Source organism: Streptococcus mitis (assembly GCF_009496155.1).
GTDB lineage: Bacteria > Bacillota > Bacilli > Lactobacillales > Streptococcaceae > Streptococcus > Streptococcus mitis_BQ.
The window spans coordinates 78,595-104,318 of the sequence record NZ_WIJP01000006.1 but is presented as its reverse complement, the minus strand read 5'-3'; the positions used below and the strand labels follow the sequence as shown (position 1 = coordinate 104,318).

The window sequence follows — 25,724 nt, the reverse complement described above, 5'->3', positions numbered from 1 at the left end:
AACAGAATGACAATGAAATTATCTAATCAATTTGAAAAACAACGTCAGGCATTTTTGGATGCCGTTACAAATGGCGCTCCTCAAGAAGAACAAGCGAAGCTATACAATGACATGATTGAGTCCATGACCAATGAAATGATGGCTCAAGCTCGTGATGCTGCTCGTGAAGAAGTTTCAGCTTTGAATCCATACGATGCTAAGCTGACTGCAGAAGCTCGTGAGTTCTTCAATAACATTGAAAAGGCAGCACCTCAAGGGATTGAGAAGTTCATCCCACAAGAAATTATTGACCGTATCTTTGAAGATCTGGTACAATCTCGCCCTCTCCTTCAACACATTGGCCTTAAAAACGCTGGTATCCGCTTGAAATTCCTCAAATCAGAACAAACAGGTCAAGCTGTTTGGGGGAAAATCAATGGAGAAATCCAAGGACAACTCAAACAAAAATTCAACGAAGAAGAAGCAATCCAACACAAATTGACTGCTTTCGTTGTAATTCCAAAAGATGCCGAAAAATTTGGACCAGCTTGGTTGGCAAAATTCGTCTCTGTTCAAATCACAGAAGCCTTTGCAGTCGCACTTGAAGCTGCTTTCTTGAACGGTGATGGGGATAATAAACCTATTGGGCTTTCTCGCACTCTTACAGGAACTGTTTCAGGCGACCATACAACTCATGATGAAAAAACAGCTCAAACTACTAAGTTGACATTTGCCGACTCAGCTACCGTAGTCAAAGAATTGACAAAGGTTTACAAACATCACTCTGTTAAAGCAGACGGAAAAACTCCAGTTGCAGTGGAAGGAAATCTCGTGATGGTTGTTAACCCAGCCGATGCTTGGGATGTAAAGAAACAATACACTTCTTTGAATGCTCAAGGTGTTTATGTTACTGCAATGCCTTACAACCTAATCTTAGTTGAATCTGTAGCACAAACTACAGGTAAAGTCACTACATTTGTCAAAGGTCGTTACGATGCTTTTGTTGGTGGTGGTATCGAATTTGGTCGATTTACCGAAACATACGCTTTGGAAGATTTGAATCTTTACACTGCGAAGCAATTTGCTTACGGTAAAGCTCATGATGAAAAGACTGCTGCTGTTTGGGTTTTAAAATTCCCTGAAGCTTAATTTAGGGGTTGAGTCATGACTGCCGAAGTAGAACTTCATTCTCTCCTTGATGCGTTTAAGGGGAGAATGAGGATTTTTCACGACGGAGAGGATGCTAACCTTTCCAGAATGTTAGAAAGTTCTGAACAGGCTATTTTTCAAATCGTGGGTACTACAAACCACAATCCACGAGTGAGAGAGTTTATTTTAGAGCGTGCACGATATGCCTACAATGATCAAGTTGAATTTTTTTATCAAAACTTTCAAGGAGATTTGATGGCGTTATCACTAGAAAATTACAAATTGGAGGAAATAGATGATTAAGGTTTTGAAAGAATTTTATGACCTCAAAGAAGGTCAATATCGCTCAGTTGGTTCAGAATTTGAAGCGACAAAAGAACGTTTTGATGAAATCAATGAAGCATTGCCTAACTTTGTTGAATGGTCAGAAAAACACACAGAAGTAATAATTCCTGATGGCCCATCATACTAATCGCCCCAGTTATCGTTATAAAAAGCCTGAGTCTCAAAATGGAGACCTGAGAACTCCTCTGACTTTCTATACTTCTAAAGTTAAAGAGGGGGTTGATGGCCGTGATGTGAGTTACAAGAAGGCTTTTTATACGATGGGTCAAGTTTACTCACCTAGTTTCAAAGATATTGAGATTGCTACAGGAAAAGCTATGAAAGCTAAGATGACTTTGAAGATTCGTGACCCTCTGACAGACTATCAGCCTGAAAGTCGGCATTTTGTCGAAGTAGGAGATATCCGTTTAGTTGGTAAGAAATGGCAGGTTATCGATGTGCGTCCTGATTATGATAATCGGGATTTTTTGATAGTTATTATCGGAGGTAGTCGTGATGTCTAGTGGAGCAAATCTAAAAGGATTTGATGATGTTTTGAGGAAGATTGAGGCTCGACTAGGAGAGCCAGTAGTTCGTAGAAAAGTCAACAAAGTATTGAAGGGTACAGTTGAGGAGTTTGAGCCGACTTTCAAACGAGCTATGGCAGTGTACGCTGACACTGGTAAGACGGTCGGAGCTGTCGTCCATGGGAATGTGACTGGTACATCCAGCGGTGTTCCAATGGTTAAATTAGGATTTAAAAGTCCTCGTTGGACCCTAATTCACTTGAACGAATTTGGATACGCAAAGAATGGGCATCCTCGTGGTTTCGGTATTATGCGCCGCTTTTTTGAGGGTAGCAAACCAGTTTTTAAATCTAAAGTTGGCATGAAGTTAAAACAGGAGTTTTTGTAATGATTAAAGACAAATTAACTGAACTCTCTAACGCTTTGGAGGAGGATGAGTCTTTATCTGGTATTAGTATCAAGTCATTTGAACGTCCTGAGACCTTGGGAGATGACGAGACGAGTATTGTCATTATCCCTGTAGGACCTCCAATGCAGAGCGTTCACGGTAGTAATACTAGCCTGGCAAAGACTTTTCTCTATCAAATCAATGTAGAGTCTACTAATCGAGTGGAGTGTAAAGAACTCCAAGGAAGAATTGAAAAAATAATGGAAGATCAGGGATTTTATCAGACTGAAGGTGGTCTGGAACAATGGATTCCTGATATCAAACGCTATGTAGACGCTCGGACTTATCGTGGTATGAGCGCTCTATATAAGAAATACTAGAAAGAAGGAAAAAGAAATGACAGTAAAAGGAACTGCACTTATTGGACTTAAATCAGTTACCATTTGTGTGCATGATGGAAAGACTCCAACAGTTGGAGAGAATCTTTTCACACTAGAAGGTAAAGATAATGAAGGGGCTACACAGACCGCTAAAGTAACTGGATTATCTAGCGATCCTGTAAAGACTTATGGTAGTAATGTGGCTTATCACGTATCCAATCGAGGGGTAGGTGATGTTAAAGTAGAGATGGGGTTGCTTGATGTCCCATTGGCTTTATATACGAATGCTTTGGGGTATGGCGATGATGATGGTATCTATTACTTCGGTGCAGACACAGTTGCCAAGAATGTTTCCATTCTCATTGAAAGTAACACCGCTAATGGAGAGCCAGTTTACTATGGTTTTTACAAAGGACAGCTTTCTATGGATGCTATTGATTTTGAAACAATCAAGGATAAGGCGAATGAGTTAGCTACTACTAATGTGAATTTCGCTGCGACAGCTAGTTCAGACGCTGCAACTAATGGTCGTTATGGAGCTATTGTCTATGGTTCAGATGCTGAAAAGTTGAAAAAATTGAAAGGTCAACTTAAAATGGTTGCTGCAGGGTAAGAAGAGGGCGCAAGCTCTCTTTTTATCTTTTTTCTAGAAAGGAAAGTATATGGCTAAGGTTCAATTTACAATCAAAAATGACAAGGGAGAAGATGTCCTAAAAACGAGCAAGGAAATCACAACTCGTGATTATCGTGATTATTTGGTCATGAACGACTCTTTGACAAGTGATTTATCTGAGGTAGAGAAGCTTGATAAGCAACTGGGATTTATTGCTAGTTTATTTGATGATGTGACAGTAGAACAATTACTAGAATACACAGATTTTGCAAAAGCGATTTCTATTTTTACAGACATTTATGCTCATCTGGTAGGTGATGTAGCCCCAAAGGGAAAGAGCTAGCACCTGGGCAAGCTATTCAACGTTTTTATGGATTTGTCAAGCAAGTTACAGAGGGTCCTTATGGTATGAGTATTCGTGATGTGATGGATACTAGCTGGGAGGACTTGATGGGGGTCTTGGGAACAATGGAAACGAGTGAACAAGAAGAAGTGCTTGCCTTGGCAGATTTTTTGGAAAGTCTATAAGTCATTGCTTTACAAATAGGAAAGGTAGGCATATAATAGAGCTATATAAGGGAGGTGGAAGAAATGTCTCGAAAAGAAAAGGCGTGTAGAAGATATTGGTTTTGGTTTACCATTTTTGTCCTTTATCTTGCTTTTGGCTTGTATTGTATTTGTACAAATTTTGGAGATACCGTGGGTATGATTTTATTATCACCCTTTATCATTGGTTCCCTGCCGCTCTATGCTTATCTATTTCTTGGTTTGTTTATCTGGGCTTTTATGAGCCTGGCAATGGATGATTTTTATAAAGAATGATGAAAAGTCCGTAAGGGCTTTTTTCTTTGCTCTGAGGAGTTAGGAAGGAGAACAAAATGGCAAGCGGTACGCCGTTAGGAGCAATGTATATCGAGCTAGGGCTGGACGTGTCGAATTTCAATCCTACTCTAACTGGTGCAAAAAACGCTGTAAAGTACTTTCAAAATAATGTCCGTTCTTTGGATAGTACTTTAAAGGGGAATGAAAAAAACGCTAGCTTACTTCAAGCGAAATACAAGACTTTGGGACAAGCCATTGATTCACAACGTAAAGTTTTGGATGAGATGAAGAAAAGTTTTGATAAACTTGATCCTGGAACAGCTAAGTTTGACAAGGCTGCTGCTGATATTCAGCGTGAGAATGCCAAGTTAGCAGCAATGGAAGGTCAGCTACGTGGTGTTGAAAAAGCTTTGCAAGATGTAGGGCGTGAAAATAGTTGGTCTGGTAAGATGGATGCCTTGAGTGAGAGATTTGCTAAAGGTGGAGAAAAATTGCGGGCTATGGGCGATGCAATGAAGCCTGTGTCTGCTGCTTTATTAGCTGGTTTTACGCTTTCTACTAAGAAAGCTATTGACTTTGAAAGTCAGATGAATACAACTAAATCTCTGTTAGCTGATACCATTCCAACAGCGGATGAACTGAACAGTACCACACAAAAGCTGGGAGAAAGTTCAAAAAATTGGGCGAAGCAGTATGGGATTTCTACTGCATCTATCAATGAAGGGATGCAAGAAATTATCAAGAAAGGTTTTGATGCCAATCAAACAATCGAAGCCATGCCTGCTATCCTGGATGCTGCAAAGGCGTCTGGTGAGGACTTCAATACGGTTATGAACGCCACTACGAATATTTTGCAACAATTTGGGCTATCTACTCAGGATACAGAGCGAGTAACCAATAGCTTAACCTTTGTCGCCAATAAAACGGCTGCTGGTTTTGCTGATATGGGGGCTGCAATGGAGTATGTTGGTCCCGTTGCTAAAAACGTTGGTATGAACTTGGAAGAGACTGCCGCTGCTGTTGGTCTTTTGTCCAACAATGGTATTGCTGGTGAAAAGGCTGGTACGGCTCTGCGTGGAGCTTTAACAAGGCTACTGAAACCATCAGAGCAAAATGCAAATGCAATGGAGAAGCTTGGTTTTTCTGCAGAAGAATTTCGTAGTGGGGCGATTAAGCTACCTGATATTTTGGATCGTATCAAAAAGAATACGGAAGGGATGACAGATGCTCAGAAATCAGCCTTGATTGCTACAGCATTTGGTACAGAAGCTCAGACAGCGATGAATATCTTGGTTGACCAAGGTGGAGATGCTTTGCGTAATCTCGCTAATGAAACCAAGGGCGCGACAACTTATACAAAGGATTTAGCAAATGAATTATCTAAGTCTTCTAAAAATGGGGTGGAGCGTTTTAAATCTAGTTTGGAAGTTCTACAGATTAACATTGGTCAGAAATTATTACCCTTACTGACTCCTACGATTGATAAGGTGAATCAATTTATCGACTGGTTAAGTAAGGCTCCTCCAGCCGTTCAGAGCTTGGCGGGTGGTATTGGTGGTTTTTTGGCTCTAGGATATCCTTTATTGAACTTCCTAGGCAATGGTGCGACAGCTCTTAGTATCTTGATAAAACACGCTGGTAAATTAAAAGGACTTTTACAAGGTGGTCTCGGTCTTGCTAAAGTAGGAAGTGAAGCCACTGTTTTAGCGGAAGGAGCTGGTGCTGCTGCATCTAGTTCTGGTCTCTTGTCTGGAGCTATTGGGGCTTTGACAAATCCGATTGGTTTGCTTGTGGGTGGTACTGCTTTACTAGCTGGAGGATTGGTCTATCTAGGACATAAGAAAGACGAGGCGCGCATTAAGGCGGAGGAATTTGGTTCACAGTTGAGTGATACTGCAAGGAAAGAGTTAAGAGATTTCCAAAGTAAGGTAGATGATACCAGCACAGCAGTAGCCAACTTTGGAACCCACGCTGGCGATGCTGAAAAAGTTTCTAGTGCTTTTCGAAAACTTCATGAAGAAGTAGCGGCAGGTGCTGAAAAAGCTAATCAACGTATGGAAGAATTGGCTAAGAAGTTGGGATTTAGCGATGAAGAAATCGCTAAAATGAAGTCACGAAACGTACAAGTAGTGGCTAATACAGATGCTATGGCTAATCAAGTTAGTGAGATTTACAAACGCCATAATGGAGATGCTAGCAAGTTCTCTCAAGAAGAAAAAGAAATCGTCTTAAATAATCAGAGAGAGATGATTAAAGCTAGAATCGAAATGATGGAATTATCTGGCGAACAACAGAAGGCTGCGCTTCAGGCTCTGAATGGAGAGATTAGCACTTTAAACGAGACCCAGCTAAAACACACTAAAGATGTTTTGAAGAAAGCTCTTGATGAAGAAAATCAATTATACAAAACATCAAAAGATGGCTTGAAACAACTCTTAGACGCTAAACGTATCGATCAAGAAACTTACAATAAAAAAATTCAAGAACTTGAAACAAATCACCAGCAAACCATGGAAGCCTTAGGAAGTAAGTATTACCAGGTCATGCAAAATCTTGATGCTAAGGTAAAAGCTCGAACTGGTCAAAGCTGGAACTACTGGGAAGAAGCTAAAAAGGTTCTGGAAGAATATGGTTTGTCTTATGAAGTAATCGGTCAAAAGGCAGCAGAAGCTTCTCAAAAAATGGGTGATTCCCATAGCATCCTTGCTAAGTATACTAGTAATATGACCAAGGAAACAAGAGAAGCAAATGATGCATGGTCTTTGTTGGTTGCAAATATCAATGAAAATGGTAATTTTGAAGTCAAATCTAATGTAAAAGAAGTAATTGGCGAGGCCACCCAGTCAGCTGAAGGTTGGGAACAATTGCAATTTATTGTTAAAAATGCGAATATCAATTCAAATGCTCGTGCTACAATTGCTGAGGCTCTTGTCGAATCCGGCAAATGGAAAGACATGACTCTCGAAGAGAAACAAGTTATTGTCAAGAATCAAACTGGTCTACAAGCTATCTTTGATAGCGAAACCCATCTTAAAACATGGAACAGTATGCCAGCGGAAGTCAAAGAACTTCTCATGAAGAATACAGACATCATGAACAAGGCGGAGGAAGCCTCAAAGGCTCTGTCTAACTATGAAGCTCTGAAACCAAAACAGAAGGAATTACTCGCTACTGATGAAAGTCTAAGAAAGGCAGTTGCTCGTTCTACTGATACTCTGACAACCTGGAATGCAACCACACCGTTTACAAAAGATTTGAAGGTAGACCCTACTAATGTTCTGAACAATGGTCGGTTATCTATTGACAAGATTACAGCTTGGAATTTTGCGGCTGTCGAGACTAAATCTTTAAATGCAGTAGATAATACGAGTGCTGCTGTTGGAAGTGCTCAAGCAAGTGTAAACTCTCCGAAACAAGAAGCTCCTATCAATTTGTTTGCGACTGATCAGACTGCTGGTGTACGAAATGAGACAAGCAGTGCTATCAATGCTATTAAGCAATATAATCCAGTGGATATTCTTGCTAAGAATAGCACTTATGGTACTGTTAATGAGGTGAAAACGGGAGTGAACGGTATTCAGGACAAAACTGTTACTATTAACGCTCGAGATAATGCCTCTGGAGTTCTATCAGGTATTAGGAGTTGGATTGATAGTGTAACTGGTAATTTCTTTACGAATATCTCTGTGAGTAAGCATGCTCACGGTACCAACTATCACCCTGGTGGTCTTGCTATCGTCAACGACCAAAGGAACAGCAACTATAAGGAAATGGTTACACTGCCAAATGGTAGGAGTTTCATCCCACAAGGTCGTGATGTCTTGCTCCCTCTTCCAAAAGGTTCAAAGGTCTTGCGAGCGGATAAGACAAGAAGATTGATGCGTGAGATGGGTGTTCCTAAATATGCTTCTGGTATCGGAATCCCGAGCGATGCTAAATTTCTTAAAGAAATCGAACAAGCTCAACGTAATATCACTATTCAGACCACTAGTGTCCAAAGTGGGCAAGATACAGATAAAGTCGTGTCTGAGATGAGGATCCTGAGGTCAAGTTTAGAAAAATTGCTTACTGCTATCCTTAACAAGGACACAAACGCTTATCTGGATAACACAAAAGTTACGGATATTATCACTAAAACTCAGAAAGAGCGTGAGAAAATGTTACTAAGAATGAAAGGGGTGATTGAATGAGCGAAGTGACTATTCGTTTTAATAAAACAGATTTACGAGAGCTTATTGAAATTCATGACATCCAACGTGATGTCGGAAATAATCGCTCTATCTCTATTGACCATGCACCAAGAATCGGAGTGAATATCCAGCACCAAACCATTGATGCAAAATATATCAAGGTGGACTTTTCCATCTGGTCCAAAGACAGAAATACCCTCAAGCACAAACTTGCGGGTATTTTTAATGTTGATGGCCCGAAAGAGTTGACCTTTTCAGATGAGCCAGACAAATACTATCTGGTCATGCCGATTGAGAGTATTTCAATGCAAGAAACGAGCGGTCGAAGGTCAACTGGTTCTATAAAATTTATTGTTCCAGACGGTGTAGCCCATAGCTCAGCTTATAAGAATTTCAATAGCGATTCAAATGCACAAACTACAAGCGATAAAATGGTTTTTGACTTAGTAAACAATGGGACGGTTGAGACCTTTCCAATTATCAGAGTTAAGCATAATGCTGAAAATGGATATATTGGCCTTGTCAATAATAATACGGCTTTTGAGATGGGAAACCGTGAGGAGGCTGATACTGAAACAGTCAAACGGTCTGAGGTCTTGCTTGATTTTAGAGGCGACAAAATCGCTGACGGCTTTGCTAGAGCAGTGAAAAATAGCTCAGTAACCAATAGTAGATGGGAGAACATAACTGGGACATCTGAACTAGTCACAGTAGATGGCAAGAAACGTGTCAAATTGATAGAACAATCTGGAGGAACATATAATGTCAGCTACTCAACAGGGCTGTCATGGGAGATACCTGCAGACTCAACAGGTCAAAAAGGCTCACTCAACGATTACATCTTTTGCAAATTGGTCTATCAGCTAGAGTCAATAAATCAATGTGGCTTTATCAAGGTAGCTGTATCAGATACAGCAGGACAATTTTTGTATGGAGTTGAAACGTACAAGCGATATAAAGGATTATACTGTGGTTTCAATGTTTTCGCAACAAATAACAATAATGACTATAATTTCTTAAAAACTTTTGATTTTGACTCATCAAGTGACGCGAATAAAAACCCTTTTGCGAAAACAAGAGGGCAGTTTGAAATTACGAGAAATGATGAGAGGATTCAGGTCTATTTCAACGGATCACATTATGAGTTTTTCGTTCCTGAAATAAAAAGTAAAAAATCAGCTAAGATTCATGTTACAGTAGGTGCTTTTCACGGAAAGCCAATCATCCCTCATCTCTATCTCGATGAGTTGATGTATCGTAAGGACTTTGTGCAAGTATCAAGAGATATTCCTAACCGTTATCCTATCGGTTCAAATGTTGTTATCAACAGTGAAGATGATACGGTCTACATTGATGGCATCGCTAAAGCTGGAGAGGTTGTTGATGGCTCACAATGGCTATCTATACCGCCTGGAGAGTCCAAACTTGAGATGTATTTTTCTAGCTTTATCAAGAAAAAACCAACAGTAACTATCGAATTTGAAGAAAGGTGGATTTAATCATGCTTTTAACTATTCATGATACAAATTTGCAAAAGGTCGCTTTTGTAGATAATAGTAAACAAAACACACTTAATTACTATGGTGATACATGGACTAGGAGTTTGCAAACAGGATCATCCACTTTTGAATTTACTGTTTTCAAAAAGGCTATTAAGTCAGACACTCCAACACAAAAAGCCTATTCGTACCTTAATGAACGAGCATGGGTATCTTTCAAATATCATGGCAAGAGTTTTCTTTTTAACGTTATGCAAGTTGAGGAGAACGAACAAACCATTAAATGCTATTGTGAAAATCTCAATCTCGAACTAATTAACGAACTAGCCAATCCATATAAAGCCACAAAATCAATGACATTCGTTGAATATTGTAATGAGTTTGGTATTTTAAACTATTCTCATCTTTCTATTGGTATCAATGAGGTGTCAGATAAAAAACTTACACTTGAATGGTCAGGGCAAGACACTAAACTTTCTCGTTTACTTAGTCTTGCAAATCGCTTTGATGCCGAAATAGAATTCGATACACAGCTAAATGCGGACAGCACAATCAAGAAGTTTTGCATCAATGTTTATCACGAAAATGACGATGACCACCAAGGAGTAGGCCGTATTAGAAATGATATACATTTAAAATACGGTAACAACATCACATCTATCACTAGAAAAATAGACAAGACAGGTATCTTTAACTTAATTCGTCCAACCGGTAAAAGAACGGTCAAAAATGAAGGAAAAGAAGATACAGAAGAAGTAGTAACTATCCAAGGATTGAATGATGATTGGAAAAAGTTTAATAAAGATGGCATTTGTGAATTTTATCAAATAGGTGCTTATCTTGTCGCACCTATATCAATGCAACTGTATCCGTCAACTTTCACAAATTCAACAGGTGAACTAGACCAGTACATAAGAAAAGATTTTTCTTACGATACTGACAACCCTAAAGAATTAAGACGTTTGGCATACAATGAACTGAAAAAACATTGTTATCCAGCAATCACTTATGAAGTCGATGGCTTTGTCGATGTTGAAATCGGCGATACAGTCAAAATTCATGATGCTGGTTTCAATCCTTTGCTGGTAGTTCAAGCACGAGTTACTGAACAGAAAATCAGCTTTTCAAATCCAGCAAGCAACAAAACAGTATTTTCAAACTTTAAAGCCTTTGAAAATCAGTTATCAGACGGAATACAAGAGGCTTTTGAGAGATTATTTGAGGCTGCTAAGCCATATACTATTAAATTATCAACGGACAATGGTGTTATCTTTAAAAATCAGATTGGCCAGAGTCTAGTAGCCCCAACCTTATACAAGGGAGGGAAACCTATTGTAACTGGTGTTACTTGGCGTTGGGCGCTCGATGGAGAAGTAACAACAGGGATGACTTACTTGGTTAGAGGCTCAAGCGTAAGAGGTACATCTACGCTAACTGTCGCTGCTTACATTGAGAACAATCAAGTTGCTGTTGACGAGATTTCTTTTGCAAATGTTCTTGATGGTCAAAAAGGAGAAAAGGGAGATAAAGGAGATGCTGGTGCAAGAGGTGAGCAAGGCATACAGGGAGAACGTGGTTTACCTGGAGTGAAAGGTGACCGTGGCTTGCCTGGTGAAAGAGGTTCAGATGGCCGCACTCAGTATACCCATATTGCTTACGCTGACAATGCAACCGGTGGGGGATTTAGCTTTTCAGGACAGGGCAAGGCGTTTATAGGCGTTTATCAAGATTTTACTGAAACCAATAGCAACAATCCCACGAAATATTTATGGACGAGATGGCGTGGTCAGGATGGTGCTGATGGATTACCAGGTAAAGCTGGAGCAGATGGAAGAACACCGTATGTTCACTTTGCTTATTCTGACAATGCGGATGGTTCTGGTTTAACAATGACAGATAACGGGCAGCGTTATTTTGGTCATTATTCAGATTATGAGAAACCTGATAGCGCAGATAAAACGAAGTACAAATGGGCTGATCGTTGGGCTAAAGTTGAGGTCGGTGGAAGAAATCTCTTTCTTAATTCACTATTCAAACGTAGTCTAAGAGAGCGATACTCCACTTACTTTTTAGATGATAGTCAGGAGCAAACACAAGGACAACTTACCTTAAGCATAGATACTAATAGCAAATTCAGAGGAGCTAATACTTTGAAAATTGTATCTACTTATAACGGTAAGGCGACTAATCAAAAAGTTACGTTTAGAACCGGTGGGGATACACGTTTGGGCACCGCTGACGAGATGAAAAATAAATCTGTTCGTTTCAGTTTTTGGGCAAAATCTACTGTCAATAATACGAATTTTCAAGCTAGAGCAGGGTATAGAAATACTATGCAAGGTGTCTCGCTCACTACGGATTGGAAATTTTATGACATCGAGTTGACGAAAAAAGAAAATTCCAATGCAAGTAATGAGTTGATTTTACATGTTTTTACTGCTGCTACTGTTTGGATTGCCTTTCCAAAAGTAGAGGTAGGAACAGTCTCTACAGACTTTTCAGAAGCTCCCGAAGATGTTCAGAGGGATATAGACTCTAAAGCCGATCAAGGGCTAACTCAGGAGCAACTGAACGCTCTCAATGAGAAAGCTGGAATTATCCAAGCTGAGCTTGAGGGCAAGGCTAGCGCTGACACGCTTGATAACTGGATAAAGGCTTATAAGGACGTTGTCAACGCAAATGAGACCGCAAGGGCACAAGCTGAGAAAGATTTAATTTCAGCTAGTCAGCGTGTTTCTAACATTGCTAAGGATCTTGGAGAATTATCTGACCGCTGGAATTTCATTGATACTTATATGAGCTCTAGTAATGAGGGTCTTGTCATTGGTAAGAACGATGGTAGCTCTAGTATGATGTTCAACCCTAATGGCCGTATTTCTATGTTTAGCGCTGGTGTAGAGGTTATGTACATCAGTCAAGGAGTAATCCACATTGAAAACGGGATTTTCTCTAAAACTATCCAAATTGGACGTTTTAGAGAGGAACAGTATCATATCAACCCTGACATGAATGTCATCAGGTATGTAGGTTAAAAGGAGGAAAAATGGCAAAGTTTAGTAATTCAAATGGGAGCTTGTATCTCAATGTCTATGTAGAACAGGGCTCTCAGAGTATCACAGCTAACACCTCAACCGTTAACTGGCGGATGACAGTTAGTAGGACAGGCGCCTATTACACTTATAACCATCAAGGAGACAGTACGTTGTCTCTCAATTTAGACGGTAGTAACGTGCATTACAGCTATCCGACGTGGGAGACATCAGGCGAGGAGTACACTCTTGCTAGTGGCTCAAGCACAATCAGCCACAATGCAGACGGGACTAAAACGCTCCCTATTTCTTGTACGTTCAATCCTAATAATGGCTTGCATGGAACTATCACAGTATCAGCAAGCCTTAGCCTGACGACTATACCACGCTCTAGCTCTGTAAGCGTGAGCGCTGGAGTTATTGGTAGTTCGGTTACTATCAATATTAACCGTCAAAGTTCAAGCTTCAAGCATACGGTGCGCTATTCATGGGCAGGTAAGTCAGGGACGATTGCAACGAATGTAGACACATCCACCAGCTGGACGATCCCTCTTGATTTTGCCAACGACATTCCAAACTCTGCAAGTGGAATAGGTACTATCTATGTAGATACCTATTCAGGAAGTACCAAAACAGGCACACAGTCAACCACACTGACGGCTAGCGTGCCAGCTAATATCAAGCCTACTTTTGCAGGGGTTTCATTGTCAGATCTAAATGGTGCAGCACAAAATCTCATCCCAAAATCTGACACGTTCATTCAGGTCATCTCTAATATCAAAGTGGCTTTCAGTGGTGCTCAGGGAGTCTACGGCTCATCCATCACTGGATATTATGCTGAAATTGTTGGTAAAAACCAATCCACAAGTTCAAACGGTGGCAGTCTGGGCATTATGAATTATCACGGAGCTATCAAAATCAGAGCAAGAGTCTCTGATAGCCGTGGCTGTTGGTCGGATACTAGAGAGGTATCTGTAACCGTGCTTGAGTATTTCGCTCCTGCTCTTAGCTTTAGCATAGCCAGAACAGGCTCAACCTCTAGTACCTTGACAGTTACAAGAAACGCCAGAGTAGCGCCTTTGACTGTCTCAGGGAGTCAGAAAAACACAATGTCGCTGACTTTCAAGGTCGCAAGGCTTGGGACTACTAACTTTCAAGTAGACACAGGATCAGCCACTGGATCCTGGACAAGTATCTCAAACCTAGTCAATTCTCAGGCTAATCTTGCAGGTAATTATCTAGCTAATCAGTCATGGGTTGTCATAGGCACGTTAGAGGACAAATTCACACGGTCTGATTTCATGGTCAACGTGGCCACAGAGAGCGTAGTCTTGTCTTATGACAGGTCAGGAGTTGGGGTCAACAAAATTCGTGAGCAGGGCGCTCTTGATGTCAAGGGCAACATCTACGCAGACAACAAGCCCATTCAGCAACATCAGTTGACAAAAAATGGAGGAAACTCCTTGAGCGCTGAAATTGATTGGAACAACTACACAGATTCAGGTCAATACATGGGTTATAATCTATCAAACTCTCCTCAGGGGGGCAATGGTTGGAAACATGTGCAGGTCTTTAAATACAATGACAACTGGGTAGTACAAGTAGCCTATGATTTTGGAGGTGAAATAGGGGCAATCCGTGCGAAAGTAAATGGAACATGGAAACCTTGGAAGTATCTTGCTACCAAAGATGATATTTCAAGGATGATCACTTCAACTAACTGGCAAAATGCTAATTTACAAAATGGATGGGTTCATCATAGAGATTATGAAAATGTTCAATTTTCAAAAACATTTGACGGTATTGTTTATTTAAAAGGTACTTGTAAAGGCGGAAAGACTACCCGTGAGTCAATTATCTTTACTTTGCCTGAAAATTTCAGACCATCCACAATATTATATAAGACCGCACTAAATAATGATTATGGTTCTGCGGTTATCGGAATCTATCCGAGCGGTGACGTAGCTGTCAAGAGGAACGTTGACGCTACATGGCTCAACTTTGACAACATATCATTCAAAATTTAAGGAGGAAATATGAAATTAGAGTACGGGACAAAGTCCCAAGAATTTGATGCAAGCGGAACAGCATCAGCTACAAAGGTCACACTTGTTAATTCAGACGGTGCTATCGTACCTATCTTGCTACCAGCTGACAAAATCAGCCTATCAAATAGCGAACTTTTTGAGTTAGCTCTTGAGGCTCTTTATCAAGAGAATTTCCCAAATCGTGCTGAAAATGAGAAATTTAACCAGGTAGAGGCGCAACTCAAGCAAAATAAGGAAATGGCAACTAAGGTAGAGCAAGCGGCCGTAGAGAATAAGGAAAATCTTGACACGGTATCATCTATCACTGAGGTTCTGATCGCTTTGGCTATTTCTCAAAACGGAGGCATGCCTACTCATGCTTACAACAAGGTTGCTGGGTTCATCAAGCCACTTGTCAAGAGCACTCGCTATGCAAATGGCGACATCGTAGCTATGCCTTATCCGTTTGATACGAATCCAAAATGGCCGAGTGGGACCAAGACTATCTTTAAGTTCCAGATGCAAGTAACAGAGGGCTACACTTGGAAAGAACAGTCGCTATCTGATATGCTTCAGCAAGGCGTGCTTACTGTGGTCATGCCTCGTATTGAGTAAGGAGAGGGTATGACATGGGTTGATATAATCGAAAAAATAATAAATGCCTTGACAAACCCTACAACAATCGGTGTCATCGCTACGGGGTGGTTTGGTATGCGTGCTGGTAAGTCTGGTAATCTCAACAAACAACAGTTTAATGAGTTAAAAGACGAGCTAGGTACTATTCAATCATCAGTAAACGACATCCGAGTAGTGGGAGAGGATAATAACAAGAAAATCAGTGAGGTCAACGACAAGCTAGTAGTCCATGACGAGGCTCATCTAGTTACAATGTATCTGAGACTAGAGAGAGACATGACTACTGCTATCAATCGTGGATACACTACTGTCCATGAGTCGGACATTGTGCACAAAATGCACAAAAATTACAAGAAATTAGGCGGAAATGGGTACATTGATAGCCTGTATAAAAAATACAATATTTTAGAAGTGAGGGAATGAAATCATGAAAATCAACTGGAAACTACGCTTTAAGAACAAGGCGACTCTTGCCGCTATCGTTGCTACAGCAATCTTGCTAGCGCAACAACTAGGCTTTAAATTGCCTGACAACATCAATGATGTAGCTAATACAGCTCTTGCATTGCTTGTATTGATTGGGGTTGTTTCTGATCCGACAACAAGCGGTATCACAGATAGCAAGCAAGCACTTGAGTATGAAGCACCGAAAGGAGACGATGCTAATGTCTAAGAAACAAGATATGATTAACGACTTCATGGCTCACGCTGATGCAGGAACTGGGGTTGATTATGATAAAATGTACGGATATCAATGTGCTGATGTGACGTGCTATGGAATCTACGAGTATTTCGGTACTCGTCTATGGGGGAATGCTATCGACTTGCTACGGTCTGCAGAATCAGCAGGCTTGCAAGTGGTCTATGGCGCTCAACATCCAAAAGCTGGTTGGTTCTTCGTTAAGAACTTCGTGGCAGGAGATGGAGTGAATTATGGCCATACTGGTCTTGTCTACGAGGACTCTGACGGTTCTACCATCAAGACGATTGAGCAGAATATCGATGGTAACTGGGACTATCTCGAAGTCGGTGGTCCTTGTCGCTACAACGAGCGCTCTGTTGATTCGATTGTGGGGTATATCGTGCCGCCTGAAGAGGATGAATCAGGCTGGAAGCATGATGACACTGGTTGGTGGTGGCGTCGTAAAGACGGCTCGTATCCTACTTCAAAATTTGAAAAGATTGCAGATACTTGGTATTATTTTGATTCTCTTGGCTATATGTATGCTGAGCGCTGGTTAAAACATATCGATGGATATTGGTATTGGTTTGATACTAGTGGCGCTATGGTTACTGGTTGGAAGAAAATTGGTGGATTATGGTACTACTTTAATCGTGATGGCGCTATGCAGACTGGCTGGGTGAAATACTATGAAAAATGGTATTACCTGGATGCCGTCAATGGCGATATGAAATCGAACACATTTGTGCCGTACAATGGCGGATACTATCTGCTTCTTCCAGATGGTCGCTTGGCAGACAAGGCTGCATTTACTGTGGAGCCTGATGGGCTTATTACGACTAAATAAATGTGATATAATGGTTATGAAATAACGGAGGAAATTATGAATCACGAAAAAATCGGTCAGGTGACTGACGAAGTAAAAGAAATTTTTAATATTGTTCTTGAAGCAAGTGAAATCAAAGTCAACAAAGAAGGTTTGAGAAGCCATATGTTGAAACGCCATCATAATGATGTGATTCATCATATTGAAGATTTGGAACTTATACTAAGGAATCCAGATTTCATTGGGGTCAATCCACGAGAGAAAGACGTCAGTTTTGAATATGTAAAAAGATTTGATGATAATGTTCTCGTTGCCATCAAGTTACATAAAAGTGGGGATTTCTTTTATGTTCCGACCATGTATCGCTTACAAGATTTTAAATTACAAAATCGTATTAAATCTGGTAGATTGAGAAAGCTTGACAAAAAAAGCAGATAGTGCTAGAATAACATTAACGAAAGACATTTGAGGGCAGAAAGGTTCCTGCCGCACCTTGAAAAAGGTATCTGAGATGCTGGGTACACCGACCAGCCAAGTGTCCGTTATTTCAAAGGAGGGAGCTTAAATGCTCCTTTTTTATTTAAAATTTCAAAAAATAAAATGAAAGGAAACTTTCTAAATTGTTCTTCCACCGCAGGCTTAGGCTTGCGGTTTTTTGTTTGCAATAAAAAAAGCAGTGACTGAAATCACTGCTTATTTAGTTCCTGGGCGTAAGAAGTCATGCTGATAGCGTGTTTTAAACGCATGTTCATAATATCTGATACACCGTTTTTATACTTATCTACTGCCTGAATAGATACGCCACAGTTTTTGCTGATAGCATAGGCTGTGGCGTTGTCTAAAAGCCAGCGGATAGCTTTAATATCTACTGACATATATTACCTCGTAAAATACCAAACTGCAAATAGGAGTAGAAGAAGTCCAATAATAAATTCAACTTTTTCACGCTTGGTGGTTTTTCTAATTTTAAGATTTACTTTCATTGTTTTTCCTGTTATAATTTAAGTACACCCCCGAAGGGGTGGATAGTGATTTCTCACTATCCAATTTCTAGGTGCCATTCAAAGCTGATTATAAATAAGTTTATTTTGACTACGAGCTTATTTGTTTTGACTTTGAGTGGCTTCTTTTTGAACTTAAACATTTTGTTTTCCTTTCTACTAGTTTCCTTGTCTAAGGTTTCCTCCTTAACCTTATGTATCCATTATACAACTAAAGTTGTATAATGTCAATAGTTTTGATGAAGTTTTTTAACTTTTTTTCAAAAAAATAGACCTTGTCCAGAGGTCGGGGAGTTGGAGGGGACACCCTCCAAGAGTGTTGATTTAATAAGATTTTATTTTACCTTTTTCATAATAATCTCCCTTAACTCCACCCAATCAGGTGGAGTTTTTTGTCAGTTTCTAAGTCATATTTAGGTGTCTTCCTGAAAGTAGTACTCCTTTTAAGACAAAGAAAAAAACAGTGAAATTACTCACTGATTCTTTTGTAAACTATTAGAATTAAATTAAAACCCTTCTCAGCTATGCGGGCAAATATGAGCATGAAAATGAATACGATTTTAAAAAATGATAGTAATTAATGAAAATGATTTTAATGAAAAATAAGTAAAAACTCAACTATTGAAAAGCGATAATAACTATTTGTAAACGCTTTTCAGTTATGGTATAATAAGCATTGTATTTATTGTATATGCATCTGGAGAAAAAATCAAAGATATTTTTGAAGGATAATATGAGAATAAGGGAGAATATATGACCTTAGAATGGGAAGAATTTCTAGATCCTTACATTCAAGCTGTTGGTGAGTTAAAGATTAAACTACGTGGGATTCGTAAGCAATATCGTAAGCAAAATAAGCATTCTCCGATTGAGTTTGTGACTGGTCGAGTCAAGCCAATTGAAAGTATCAAGGAAAAAATGGCTCGACGTGGTATTACTTATGCGACCTTAGAGCACGATTTGCAAGATATTGCTGGCTTGCGTGTGATGGTCCAGTTTGTAGATGATGTCCAAGAAGTTGTAGCTATTTTGCGTAAGCGTCAGGATATGCGGATCATACAGGAGCGAGATTACATTACTCATCGAAAGGCTTCAGGCTACCGTTCCTATCATGTGGTAGTAGAATATATGGTTGACACCATCAATGGAGCCAAGACCATTTTGGCAGAAATTCAAATTCGTACTTTGGCCATGAATTTCTGGGCAACGATAGAACATTCTCTCAACTACAAGTACCAAGGGGATTTCCCAGAGGAGATTAAGAAGCGACTGGAAATTACATCCAAGATTGCCCATCAGTTAGATGAAGAAATGGGTAAAATTCGTGATGATATCCAGGAAGCCCAGGCACTTTTTGATCCTTTGAGTAGAAAATTAAATGACGGTGTAGGAAACAGTGACGATACAGATGAAGAATACAGGTAAACGAATTGACCTGATAGCCAATAGAAAACCGCAGAGTCAAAGGGTTTTGTATGAATTGCGAGATCGTTTGAAGAGAAATCAGTTTATACTCAATGATACCAATCCAGATATCGTTATTTCCATTGGTGGGGATGGCATGCTCTTGTCGGCCTTTCATAAGTATGAAAACCAGCTTGACAAGGTACGCTTTATTGGTGTTCATACGGGACATCTGGGCTTCTATACGGACTACCGTGATTTTGAGTTGGATAAGCTAGTGACTAATTTGCAGCTAGATACGGGAGCAAGAGTCTCTTACCCTGTTCTAAATGCGAAGGTCTTTCTTGAAAATGGTGAAGTGAAGATTTTCAGGGCACTAAATGAAGCCAGTATCCGCAGGTCGGATCGAACAATGGTGGCAGATATTGTAATCAATGGTGTCCCCTTTGAACGTTTTCGAGGAGATGGGCTAACAGTTTCAACACCGACTGGTAGTACAGCCTATAACAAATCACTTGGTGGAGCTGTTTTACACCCTACCATTGAAGCTTTGCAATTAACGGAAATTGCTAGTCTTAACAATCGGGTCTATCGAACGCTGGGTTCGTCCATTATTGTTCCTAAAAAGGATAAGATTGAACTCATTCCAACGAGAAACGATTACCATACCATTTCGGTTGACAATAGTGTCTATTCCTTCCGCAATATTGAGCGAATCGAGTATCAAATCGACCATCATAAGATTCATTTTGTCGCGTCTCCGAGCCACACCAGTTTCTGGAATCGTGTTAAGGATGCATTTATCGGCGAGGTGGATGAATGAGGTTTGAATTTATCGCAGATGAGCATGTAAAGGTTAAGACCTTCTTAAAAAAGCACGAGGTTTCGAAGGGACTGCTGGCCAAGATTAAGTTTCGAGGTGGAGCTATTCTAGTCAATGACCAACCGCAAAATGCAACCTATCTATTGGATCTTGGAGACCGCGTTACCATTGATATTCCTGCTGAGGAAGGTTTTGAAACTCTGGAAGCTATCGAGCGTCCACTGAATATTCTCTATGAGGATGACCATTTTCTAGTCTTGAACAAACCCTATGGAGTGGCTTCTATTCCTAGTGTCAATCACTCCAACACTATCGCTAATTTTATCAAGGGTTACTATGTCAAGCAAAACTATGAAAATCAGCAGGTTCACATTGTAACTAGACTTGATAGAGATACTTCTGGCTTGATGCTCTTTGCTAAGCACGGCTATGCCCATGCACGATTAGACAAGCAGTTGCAGAAGAAATCTATCGAGAAACGCTACTTTGCTTTGGTTAAAGGTGATGGATATTTGGAACCAGAGGGTGAAATTATTGCTCCTATTGCGCGTGATGAAGACTCCATTATCACTAGACGGGTGGCTAAAGGTGGAAAATATGCCCATACTTCTTACAAGATTGTAGCTTCTTATGGGAATATTCACTTGGTTGACATTCGCCTGCATACTGGTCGAACCCACCAAATCCGAGTCCACTTTTCTCATATTGGTTTTCCTTTGTTGGGAGATGATTTGTATGGTGGTAGTCTGGACGACGGTATCCAACGTCAGGCTCTGCATTGCCATTACCTATCTTTTTATCATCCATTTTTAGAGCAAGACTTGCAGTTAGAAAGTCCCTTGCCGGATGATTTCAGTAACCTTATTAAACAGTTATCAACTAATACTCTATAAAAACTGATTCAGAGTATAATTATTATTTTAAAGGAGAAAACTCATGGAAGTTTTTGAAAGTCTCAAAGCCAACCTTGTTGGCAAAAATGCTCGTATCGTTCTCCCTGAAGGGGAAGAGCCTCGTATTCTTCAAGCAACTAAACGCTTGGTAAAAGAAACAGAAGTGATTCCTGTTTTGCTTGGAAATCCTGAAAAAATTAAAATTTATCTTGAAATTGAAGGGATCATGGATGGTTATGAGGTCATCGACCCTCAAAATTATCCTCAATTTGAAGAAATGGTTGCTGCTTTAGTAGAGCGTCGCAAGGGTAAAATGACTGAAGAAGAAGCACGTAAGGTGTTAGTTGAAGATGTCAACTATTTTGGTGTTATGTTGGTGTACTTGGGCTTGGTTGACGGAATGGTGTCAGGTGCGATTCATTCAACTGCTTCAACAGTTCGTCCAGCCCTTCAAATCATCAAAACTCGTCCAAATGTGACTCGTACTTCAGGTGCTTTCCTCATGGTTCGTGGTACGGAACGTTACCTCTTTGGGGACTGTGCTATCAACATCAATCCAGATGCAGAAGCTTTGGCTGAAATTGCGATCAACTCAGCAATCACAGCTAAGATGTTTGGAATCGAGCCTAAAATTGCTATGCTAAGCTATTCTACTAAAGGTTCAGGGTTTGGAGAAAGTGTTGATAAGGTTGTTGAAGCAACTAAAATTGCTCACGACTTGCGTCCTGACCTTGAAATCGATGGTGAGTTGCAATTTGATGCGGCCTTTGTTCCAGAAACTGCAGCTCTGAAAGCTCCTGGAAGTACGGTAGCTGGTCAAGTCAATGTCTTCATCTTCCCAGGTATCGAGGCAGGAAATATCGGCTACAAGATGGCAGAACGTCTTGGTGGTTTTGCGGCTGTTGGACCTGTTCTACAAGGTTTGAATAAGCCAGTTAACGACCTTTCTCGTGGATGTAACGCAGATGATGTTTACAAGTTGACCCTCATCACAGCAGCCCAAGCTGTTCATCAATAAGATTTAGTCCTCTTTCCCTTGGGAAGAGGCTTTTTATACTCAATGAAAATCAAAGAGCAAACTAGGAAACTAGCCGCAGGTTGCTCAAAGCACTGCTTTGAGGTTGCAGATAAGACTGACGAAGTCAGGAACCATACCTACGGCAAGGCGACGTTGACGTGGTTTGAAGAGATTTTCGAAGAGTATTAATACTAGGAAAAGGACAGTTAGAATCTTCTGTGTTATACTAGAGATATGTTAGATTTGAAAGAATACGGTATCGTCATGTGGCCGAATGAGAAGATTGTTTCTTTCCGTGAGAAACTTCTCACTTGGTATGATGAAAACAAAAGAGATTTACCCTGGCGAAGAAGTAAAAATCCTTATCACATCTGGGTATCTGAAATCATGCTCCAGCAGACCAGGGTGGATACGGTTATCCCTTACTACGAAAGATTCTTGGACTGGTTTCCAACAGTAGAATGTTTGGCGAATGCGCCTGAAGAACGTTTGTTGAAGGCTTGGGAAGGTTTGGGTTATTATTCTCGAGTTCGCAATATGCAGGCTGCTGCTCAACAGATTATGACTGACTTTGGTGGACAATTTCCGAACACCTATGAAGGAATTTCCAGTTTGAAAGGGATTGGACCTTACACAGCAGGAGCTATTTCCAGTATTGCTTTTAACTTGCCTGAGCCATCTGTAGATGGTAATGTAATGCGTGTTTTGGCACGTCTGTTTGAAGTCAACCATGATATTGGTATTCCAAGTAATCGTAAAATTTTTCAGGCGATGATGGAAATCTTGATTGACCGAGAGCGGCCAGGTGACTTTAATCAAGCCTTGATGGACTTGGGTTCAGACATTGAGGCTCCTGTAAATCCTAGACCAAAAGAGAGTCCAGTGAAGGACTTTAGTGCAGCATATCAGAATGGAACTATGGACCGTTATCCAATCAAGGCTCCCAAGAAAAAGCCTGTCCCTATTTATTTTAAAGCCTTGGTGGTAAAAAATAGTCAGGAAAAATTTCTTCTTGAAAAAAATGAAAGCGAAAAGTTGTTAGCAGGATTTTGGCATTTTCCCTTGATAGAAGTAGATGACTTTTCGCAAGAAGAGCAGTTTGACCTCTTTCATCAAGTTTCAGAAGAAAGTGTGAACTTTGGCCCAAGTCCAGAAGAGAGTTTCCAGCAGGACTATGATTTAGATGTTGATTGGCTTAATCTGCATTTTGAGACTGTCAAGCATGTCTTTAGCCATCGTAAGTGGCATGTTCAAATTGTAGCAGGTCAGGTGACTGACTTCCATAATTTTTCAGATAGGGAAGTTCGCTGGCTTTCACCAGAAGAGTTCAAGGATGTTCCACTTGCCAAACCCCAACAAAAAATCTGGCAGGCTTATGCAAAAGCCAACTTAGACAGTAGAAAAGACTAGCTATTGTGTCTTCTTGTTATTTTTTGGTATAATAGTAGAGAAAAAGGTGAACAAATGAAAAAAATATTAATTGTAGATGATGAAAAACCAATCTCGGATATTATCAAGTTTAATATGACCAAGGAAGGTTACGAGGTTGTAACTGCTTTTAATGGTCGTGAAGCGTTAGAGCAATATGAAGCAGAGCAACCAGATATTATTATTCTGGATTTGATGCTTCCAGAAATTGATGGTTTAGAAGTTGCGAAGACTATTCGCAAGACTAGTAGTGTGCCTATTATCATGCTTTCTGCTAAGGATAGCGAATTTGATAAGGTTATCGGTTTAGAGCTTGGGGCGGATGACTATGTGACAAAACCCTTCTCAAATCGTGAGTTGCAGGCGCGTGTCAAAGCTCTTCTTCGTCGTACAGATTTGACTTCTGTAGATAATCAAGAGTCAGATGAAAAGAAAACCCAACCCTTGCAAATTGGGGACTTGGAGATTGTGCCAGATGCCTATGTTGCTAAGAAATACGGTGAAGAACTAGACTTAACTCACCGTGAATTTGAACTCTTGTACCATTTGGCTTCTCATATCGGTCAAGTGATTACGCGTGAACACTTGCTTGAAACGGTCTGGGGGTATGATTATTTCGGAGATGTTCGGACTGTTGACGTAACTATCAGACGTTTGCGCGAGAAGATTGAAGACACACCAAGTCGTCCTGAGTATATCCTAACACGTCGCGGCGTTGGTTATTATATGAGAAATAATGATTAAACTAATAAAAGACACAGTTTTAACCAGTGATTTTATCTTTATCCTCATTCTACTTGGCTTTATTTTAGTCGTGACCTTACTTTTGCTAGAAAATCGTCGGGATAATATTCGGTTGAAGCAAATCAATCAAAAGGTAAAAGACCTGATTGCAGGAGATTATTCTCAGGTTTTGGATATGCAGGGAAGCTCTGAAATTACTAACATTACCAATAATCTCAATGATTTATCAGAAGTAATTCGTTTAACCCAAGAAAATCTGGAACAAGAGAGCAAACGTTTACATAGTATCCTCTCTTACATGACAGATGGCGTCCTTGCGACTAATCGTCGCGGTAAGATTACCATGATTAATGACATGGCTAAGAAACAATTAGGCGTTCAGAAAGAAGATGTTCTTAATAAAAGTATTTTAGAATTGCTTAAGATTGAAGATGACTATGAACTTCGTGATTTGATTACCCAAGTTCCTGAGCTAATGATTGATTCTCAGGATGCCAATGGTGAGTATCTGAGCCTTCGTGTACGCTTCGCCTTGGTGCGTCGTGAGTCTGGCTTTATTTCTGGTCTGGTTGCTGTTTTGCATGATACGACGGAGCAGGAGAAGGAAGAGCGCGAACGGAGACTCTTTGTTTCTAATGTTAGTCATGAGTTAAGGACACCTCTGACTAGTGTAAAATCCTATCTTGAAGCCTTGGATGAGGGGGCCTTGTCAGAACCTGTAGCACCAGACTTTATCAAGGTGTCTCTAGACGAAACCAACCGTATGATGCGGATGGTAACAGACCTTCTTCATCTTTCTCGAATTGATAATGCAACCAGTCATCTGGATGTGGAATTGATTAATTTTACTGCCTTTATAACCTTTATTCTCAACCGTTTTGATCAGATAAGAGGGCAGGATGAAGAGAAGAAATATGAACTGGTGAGAGATTATCCAATTACCTCAGTCTGGATTGAAATTGATACAGACAAGATGACACAGGTGATTGATAACATTCTCAACAATGCCATCAAATATTCTCCAGACGGTGGGAAAATCACAGTGACCATGAAGACAACTGATGATCAGATGATTTTATCCATCTCAGACCAAGGTTTGGGTATTCCAAAGCAGGATTTACCACGTATCTTTGACCGTTTTTATCGTGTGGATCGTGCTAGAAGTCGTGCTCAAGGTGGTACTGGTCTGGGATTAGCTATTGCTAAAGAAATTATCAAACAACATAAGGGCTTTATTTGGGCTAAGAGTGAATACGATAAGGGATCGACCTTTACCATTGTGCTCCCTTATGATAAGGATGCAGTGAAAGAAGAAGTATGGGAGGACGAAGTAGAAGACTAG

Annotated in this window: 27 protein-coding genes; 26 read left to right on the top strand and 1 reads right to left on the bottom strand. The window is 40.2% G+C overall.

The window, feature by feature from the left end; translation table 11 throughout:
• Positions 1 to 6 precede the first annotated feature (6 nt).
• The 18 genes from GEZ84_RS05055 to GEZ84_RS04975 all read left to right on the top strand — a co-directional run bounded on the left by GEZ84_RS05055 (position 7) and on the right by GEZ84_RS04975 (position 17,509).
• Complete coding sequence (locus GEZ84_RS05055) at positions 7 to 1,128, top strand: phage major capsid protein (protein ID WP_153223730.1); 1,122 nt, start codon at positions 7 to 9, stop codon at positions 1,126 to 1,128.
• 15 nt (positions 1,129 to 1,143) lie between these two features.
• The gene (locus GEZ84_RS05050; protein WP_153223729.1) at positions 1,144 to 1,431 is read left to right on the top strand and encodes a phage gp6-like head-tail connector protein; all 288 of its coding nucleotides are present in this window, start codon (positions 1,144 to 1,146) and stop codon (positions 1,429 to 1,431) included.
• Positions 1,424 to 1,600: a hypothetical protein gene (locus GEZ84_RS10695; protein WP_194252030.1), complete on the top strand. Its 177-nt coding sequence runs from the start codon at positions 1,424 to 1,426 to the stop codon at positions 1,598 to 1,600. The genes GEZ84_RS05050 and GEZ84_RS10695 overlap by 8 nt, the downstream gene beginning before the upstream one ends.
• A complete protein-coding gene (locus tag GEZ84_RS05045) occupies positions 1,584 to 1,976 on the top strand; it encodes a phage head-tail adapter protein (RefSeq protein ID WP_153223728.1) in 393 nt (130 codons plus the stop codon). The genes GEZ84_RS10695 and GEZ84_RS05045 overlap by 17 nt, the downstream gene beginning before the upstream one ends.
• Positions 1,969 to 2,367, top strand: coding sequence for a hypothetical protein (locus GEZ84_RS05040; protein WP_153223727.1), 399 nt, complete (start codon positions 1,969 to 1,971; stop codon positions 2,365 to 2,367). The genes GEZ84_RS05045 and GEZ84_RS05040 overlap by 8 nt, the downstream gene beginning before the upstream one ends.
• Complete coding sequence (locus tag GEZ84_RS05035) at positions 2,367 to 2,747, top strand: hypothetical protein (RefSeq protein ID WP_153223726.1); 381 nt, start codon at positions 2,367 to 2,369, stop codon at positions 2,745 to 2,747. The genes GEZ84_RS05040 and GEZ84_RS05035 overlap by 1 nt, the downstream gene beginning before the upstream one ends.
• Positions 2,748 to 2,763: 16 nt before the next feature.
• Positions 2,764 to 3,360, top strand: a complete 597-nt coding sequence (locus GEZ84_RS05030) for a major tail protein (protein WP_153223725.1) — start codon at positions 2,764 to 2,766, stop codon at positions 3,358 to 3,360.
• A gap of 49 nt (positions 3,361 to 3,409) precedes the next feature.
• Positions 3,410 to 3,703 (top strand): phage tail assembly chaperone G, encoded by a 294-nt coding sequence (gene gpG, locus GEZ84_RS05025; RefSeq protein ID WP_153223724.1) that lies wholly within the window; start codon positions 3,410 to 3,412, stop codon positions 3,701 to 3,703.
• A 248-nt stretch (positions 3,704 to 3,951) separates the two neighbouring features.
• On the top strand, positions 3,952 to 4,182 hold the full coding sequence (locus tag GEZ84_RS05020) for a hypothetical protein (RefSeq protein WP_153223723.1): 231 nt from the start codon (positions 3,952 to 3,954) through the stop codon (positions 4,180 to 4,182).
• Positions 4,183 to 4,238: 56 nt separating this feature from the next.
• Positions 4,239 to 8,372, top strand: coding sequence for a phage tail tape measure protein (locus GEZ84_RS05015; RefSeq protein ID WP_153223722.1), 4,134 nt, complete (start codon positions 4,239 to 4,241; stop codon positions 8,370 to 8,372).
• Positions 8,369 to 9,871 (top strand): distal tail protein Dit, encoded by a 1,503-nt coding sequence (locus GEZ84_RS05010; RefSeq protein ID WP_153223721.1) that lies wholly within the window; start codon positions 8,369 to 8,371, stop codon positions 9,869 to 9,871. The genes GEZ84_RS05015 and GEZ84_RS05010 overlap by 4 nt, the downstream gene beginning before the upstream one ends.
• 2 nt (positions 9,872 to 9,873) lie before the next feature.
• Positions 9,874 to 12,903 (top strand): phage tail protein, encoded by a 3,030-nt coding sequence (locus GEZ84_RS05005; RefSeq protein WP_153223720.1) that lies wholly within the window; start codon positions 9,874 to 9,876, stop codon positions 12,901 to 12,903.
• 11 nt (positions 12,904 to 12,914) lie between these two features.
• The gene (locus GEZ84_RS05000) at positions 12,915 to 14,927 is read left to right on the top strand and encodes a DUF859 family phage minor structural protein (protein WP_153223719.1); all 2,013 of its coding nucleotides are present in this window, start codon (positions 12,915 to 12,917) and stop codon (positions 14,925 to 14,927) included.
• Positions 14,928 to 14,936: 9 nt separating this feature from the next.
• Positions 14,937 to 15,542 carry a DUF1366 domain-containing protein gene (locus GEZ84_RS04995; RefSeq protein WP_153223718.1) on the top strand — a complete coding sequence of 202 codons (606 nt, stop codon included), beginning with the start codon at positions 14,937 to 14,939 and terminating at the stop codon, positions 15,540 to 15,542.
• A 9-nt stretch (positions 15,543 to 15,551) separates the two neighbouring features.
• Entirely contained in the window at positions 15,552 to 15,986 is a 435-nt protein-coding gene (locus tag GEZ84_RS04990; protein ID WP_153223717.1) for a hypothetical protein, read from the top strand.
• Positions 15,987 to 15,990: 4 nt separating this feature from the next.
• On the top strand, positions 15,991 to 16,236 hold the full coding sequence (locus tag GEZ84_RS04985) for a phage holin (protein WP_153223716.1): 246 nt from the start codon (positions 15,991 to 15,993) through the stop codon (positions 16,234 to 16,236).
• Positions 16,229 to 17,092 (top strand): CHAP domain-containing protein, encoded by an 864-nt coding sequence (locus GEZ84_RS11060; protein ID WP_153223715.1) that lies wholly within the window; start codon positions 16,229 to 16,231, stop codon positions 17,090 to 17,092. Before GEZ84_RS04985 ends, GEZ84_RS11060 begins: the two co-directional genes overlap by 8 nt.
• Positions 17,093 to 17,128: 36 nt before the next feature.
• A complete protein-coding gene (locus tag GEZ84_RS04975; RefSeq protein ID WP_153223714.1) occupies positions 17,129 to 17,509 on the top strand; it encodes a PBECR2 nuclease fold domain-containing protein in 381 nt (126 codons plus the stop codon).
• A gap of 248 nt (positions 17,510 to 17,757) precedes the next feature.
• Here the strand turns inward: GEZ84_RS04975 and GEZ84_RS04970 are convergent, their stop codons facing one another.
• Positions 17,758 to 17,946, bottom strand: a complete 189-nt coding sequence (locus tag GEZ84_RS04970) for a hypothetical protein (protein ID WP_153223713.1) — start codon at positions 17,944 to 17,946, stop codon at positions 17,758 to 17,760.
• 879 nt (positions 17,947 to 18,825) lie between these two features.
• Between GEZ84_RS04970 and GEZ84_RS04965 the strand changes: the two genes are divergently transcribed.
• From GEZ84_RS04965 to vicK, 8 genes are read left to right on the top strand one after another with little or no spacing between them, the layout of a single operon-like run.
• A complete protein-coding gene (locus GEZ84_RS04965; protein WP_153223712.1) occupies positions 18,826 to 19,497 on the top strand; it encodes a GTP pyrophosphokinase in 672 nt (223 codons plus the stop codon).
• The gene (locus tag GEZ84_RS04960; RefSeq protein ID WP_153223711.1) at positions 19,481 to 20,299 is read left to right on the top strand and encodes an NAD kinase; all 819 of its coding nucleotides are present in this window, start codon (positions 19,481 to 19,483) and stop codon (positions 20,297 to 20,299) included. Before GEZ84_RS04965 ends, GEZ84_RS04960 begins: the two co-directional genes overlap by 17 nt.
• A complete protein-coding gene (locus tag GEZ84_RS04955; protein ID WP_153223710.1) occupies positions 20,296 to 21,192 on the top strand; it encodes an RluA family pseudouridine synthase in 897 nt (298 codons plus the stop codon). Before GEZ84_RS04960 ends, GEZ84_RS04955 begins: the two co-directional genes overlap by 4 nt.
• A gap of 43 nt (positions 21,193 to 21,235) precedes the next feature.
• Entirely contained in the window at positions 21,236 to 22,210 is a 975-nt protein-coding gene (gene pta, locus GEZ84_RS04950; protein WP_153223709.1) for a phosphate acetyltransferase, read from the top strand.
• 42 nt (positions 22,211 to 22,252) lie between these two features.
• Positions 22,253 to 22,399, top strand: a complete 147-nt coding sequence (locus tag GEZ84_RS10830) for a hypothetical protein (protein WP_023933630.1) — start codon at positions 22,253 to 22,255, stop codon at positions 22,397 to 22,399.
• A gap of 45 nt (positions 22,400 to 22,444) precedes the next feature.
• On the top strand, positions 22,445 to 23,620 hold the full coding sequence (mutY, locus tag GEZ84_RS04945) for an A/G-specific adenine glycosylase (protein ID WP_153223708.1): 1,176 nt from the start codon (positions 22,445 to 22,447) through the stop codon (positions 23,618 to 23,620).
• 54 nt (positions 23,621 to 23,674) lie between these two features.
• Complete coding sequence (gene yycF, locus GEZ84_RS04940; RefSeq protein ID WP_153223707.1) at positions 23,675 to 24,382, top strand: response regulator YycF; 708 nt, start codon at positions 23,675 to 23,677, stop codon at positions 24,380 to 24,382.
• Positions 24,375 to 25,724 carry a cell wall metabolism sensor histidine kinase VicK gene (vicK, locus tag GEZ84_RS04935; protein WP_153223706.1) on the top strand — a complete coding sequence of 450 codons (1,350 nt, stop codon included), beginning with the start codon at positions 24,375 to 24,377 and terminating at the stop codon, positions 25,722 to 25,724. The genes yycF and vicK overlap by 8 nt, the downstream gene beginning before the upstream one ends.

Coding starts and splice junctions, on each gene's coding strand:
- GEZ84_RS05055 (WP_153223730.1), top strand. CDS start 7: ATGACAATGAAATTATCTAATCAATTTGAAAAACAACGTCAGGCATTT.
- GEZ84_RS05050 (WP_153223729.1), top strand. CDS start 1,144: ATGACTGCCGAAGTAGAACTTCATTCTCTCCTTGATGCGTTTAAGGGG.
- GEZ84_RS10695 (WP_194252030.1), top strand. CDS start 1,424: ATGATTAAGGTTTTGAAAGAATTTTATGACCTCAAAGAAGGTCAATAT.
- GEZ84_RS05045 (WP_153223728.1), top strand. CDS start 1,584: ATGGCCCATCATACTAATCGCCCCAGTTATCGTTATAAAAAGCCTGAG.
- GEZ84_RS05040 (WP_153223727.1), top strand. CDS start 1,969: ATGTCTAGTGGAGCAAATCTAAAAGGATTTGATGATGTTTTGAGGAAG.
- GEZ84_RS05035 (WP_153223726.1), top strand. CDS start 2,367: ATGATTAAAGACAAATTAACTGAACTCTCTAACGCTTTGGAGGAGGAT.
- GEZ84_RS05030 (WP_153223725.1), top strand. CDS start 2,764: ATGACAGTAAAAGGAACTGCACTTATTGGACTTAAATCAGTTACCATT.
- gpG (WP_153223724.1), top strand. CDS start 3,410: ATGGCTAAGGTTCAATTTACAATCAAAAATGACAAGGGAGAAGATGTC.
- GEZ84_RS05020 (WP_153223723.1), top strand. CDS start 3,952: ATGTCTCGAAAAGAAAAGGCGTGTAGAAGATATTGGTTTTGGTTTACC.
- GEZ84_RS05015 (WP_153223722.1), top strand. CDS start 4,239: ATGGCAAGCGGTACGCCGTTAGGAGCAATGTATATCGAGCTAGGGCTG.
- GEZ84_RS05010 (WP_153223721.1), top strand. CDS start 8,369: ATGAGCGAAGTGACTATTCGTTTTAATAAAACAGATTTACGAGAGCTT.
- GEZ84_RS05005 (WP_153223720.1), top strand. CDS start 9,874: ATGCTTTTAACTATTCATGATACAAATTTGCAAAAGGTCGCTTTTGTA.
- GEZ84_RS05000 (WP_153223719.1), top strand. CDS start 12,915: ATGGCAAAGTTTAGTAATTCAAATGGGAGCTTGTATCTCAATGTCTAT.
- GEZ84_RS04995 (WP_153223718.1), top strand. CDS start 14,937: ATGAAATTAGAGTACGGGACAAAGTCCCAAGAATTTGATGCAAGCGGA.
- GEZ84_RS04990 (WP_153223717.1), top strand. CDS start 15,552: ATGACATGGGTTGATATAATCGAAAAAATAATAAATGCCTTGACAAAC.
- GEZ84_RS04985 (WP_153223716.1), top strand. CDS start 15,991: ATGAAAATCAACTGGAAACTACGCTTTAAGAACAAGGCGACTCTTGCC.
- GEZ84_RS11060 (WP_153223715.1), top strand. CDS start 16,229: ATGTCTAAGAAACAAGATATGATTAACGACTTCATGGCTCACGCTGAT.
- GEZ84_RS04975 (WP_153223714.1), top strand. CDS start 17,129: ATGAATCACGAAAAAATCGGTCAGGTGACTGACGAAGTAAAAGAAATT.
- GEZ84_RS04970 (WP_153223713.1), bottom strand. CDS start 17,946: ATGTCAGTAGATATTAAAGCTATCCGCTGGCTTTTAGACAACGCCACA.
- GEZ84_RS04965 (WP_153223712.1), top strand. CDS start 18,826: ATGACCTTAGAATGGGAAGAATTTCTAGATCCTTACATTCAAGCTGTT.
- GEZ84_RS04960 (WP_153223711.1), top strand. CDS start 19,481: ATGAAGAATACAGGTAAACGAATTGACCTGATAGCCAATAGAAAACCG.
- GEZ84_RS04955 (WP_153223710.1), top strand. CDS start 20,296: ATGAGGTTTGAATTTATCGCAGATGAGCATGTAAAGGTTAAGACCTTC.
- pta (WP_153223709.1), top strand. CDS start 21,236: ATGGAAGTTTTTGAAAGTCTCAAAGCCAACCTTGTTGGCAAAAATGCT.
- GEZ84_RS10830 (WP_023933630.1), top strand. CDS start 22,253: ATGAAAATCAAAGAGCAAACTAGGAAACTAGCCGCAGGTTGCTCAAAG.
- mutY (WP_153223708.1), top strand. CDS start 22,445: ATGTTAGATTTGAAAGAATACGGTATCGTCATGTGGCCGAATGAGAAG.
- yycF (WP_153223707.1), top strand. CDS start 23,675: ATGAAAAAAATATTAATTGTAGATGATGAAAAACCAATCTCGGATATT.
- vicK (WP_153223706.1), top strand. CDS start 24,375: ATGATTAAACTAATAAAAGACACAGTTTTAACCAGTGATTTTATCTTT.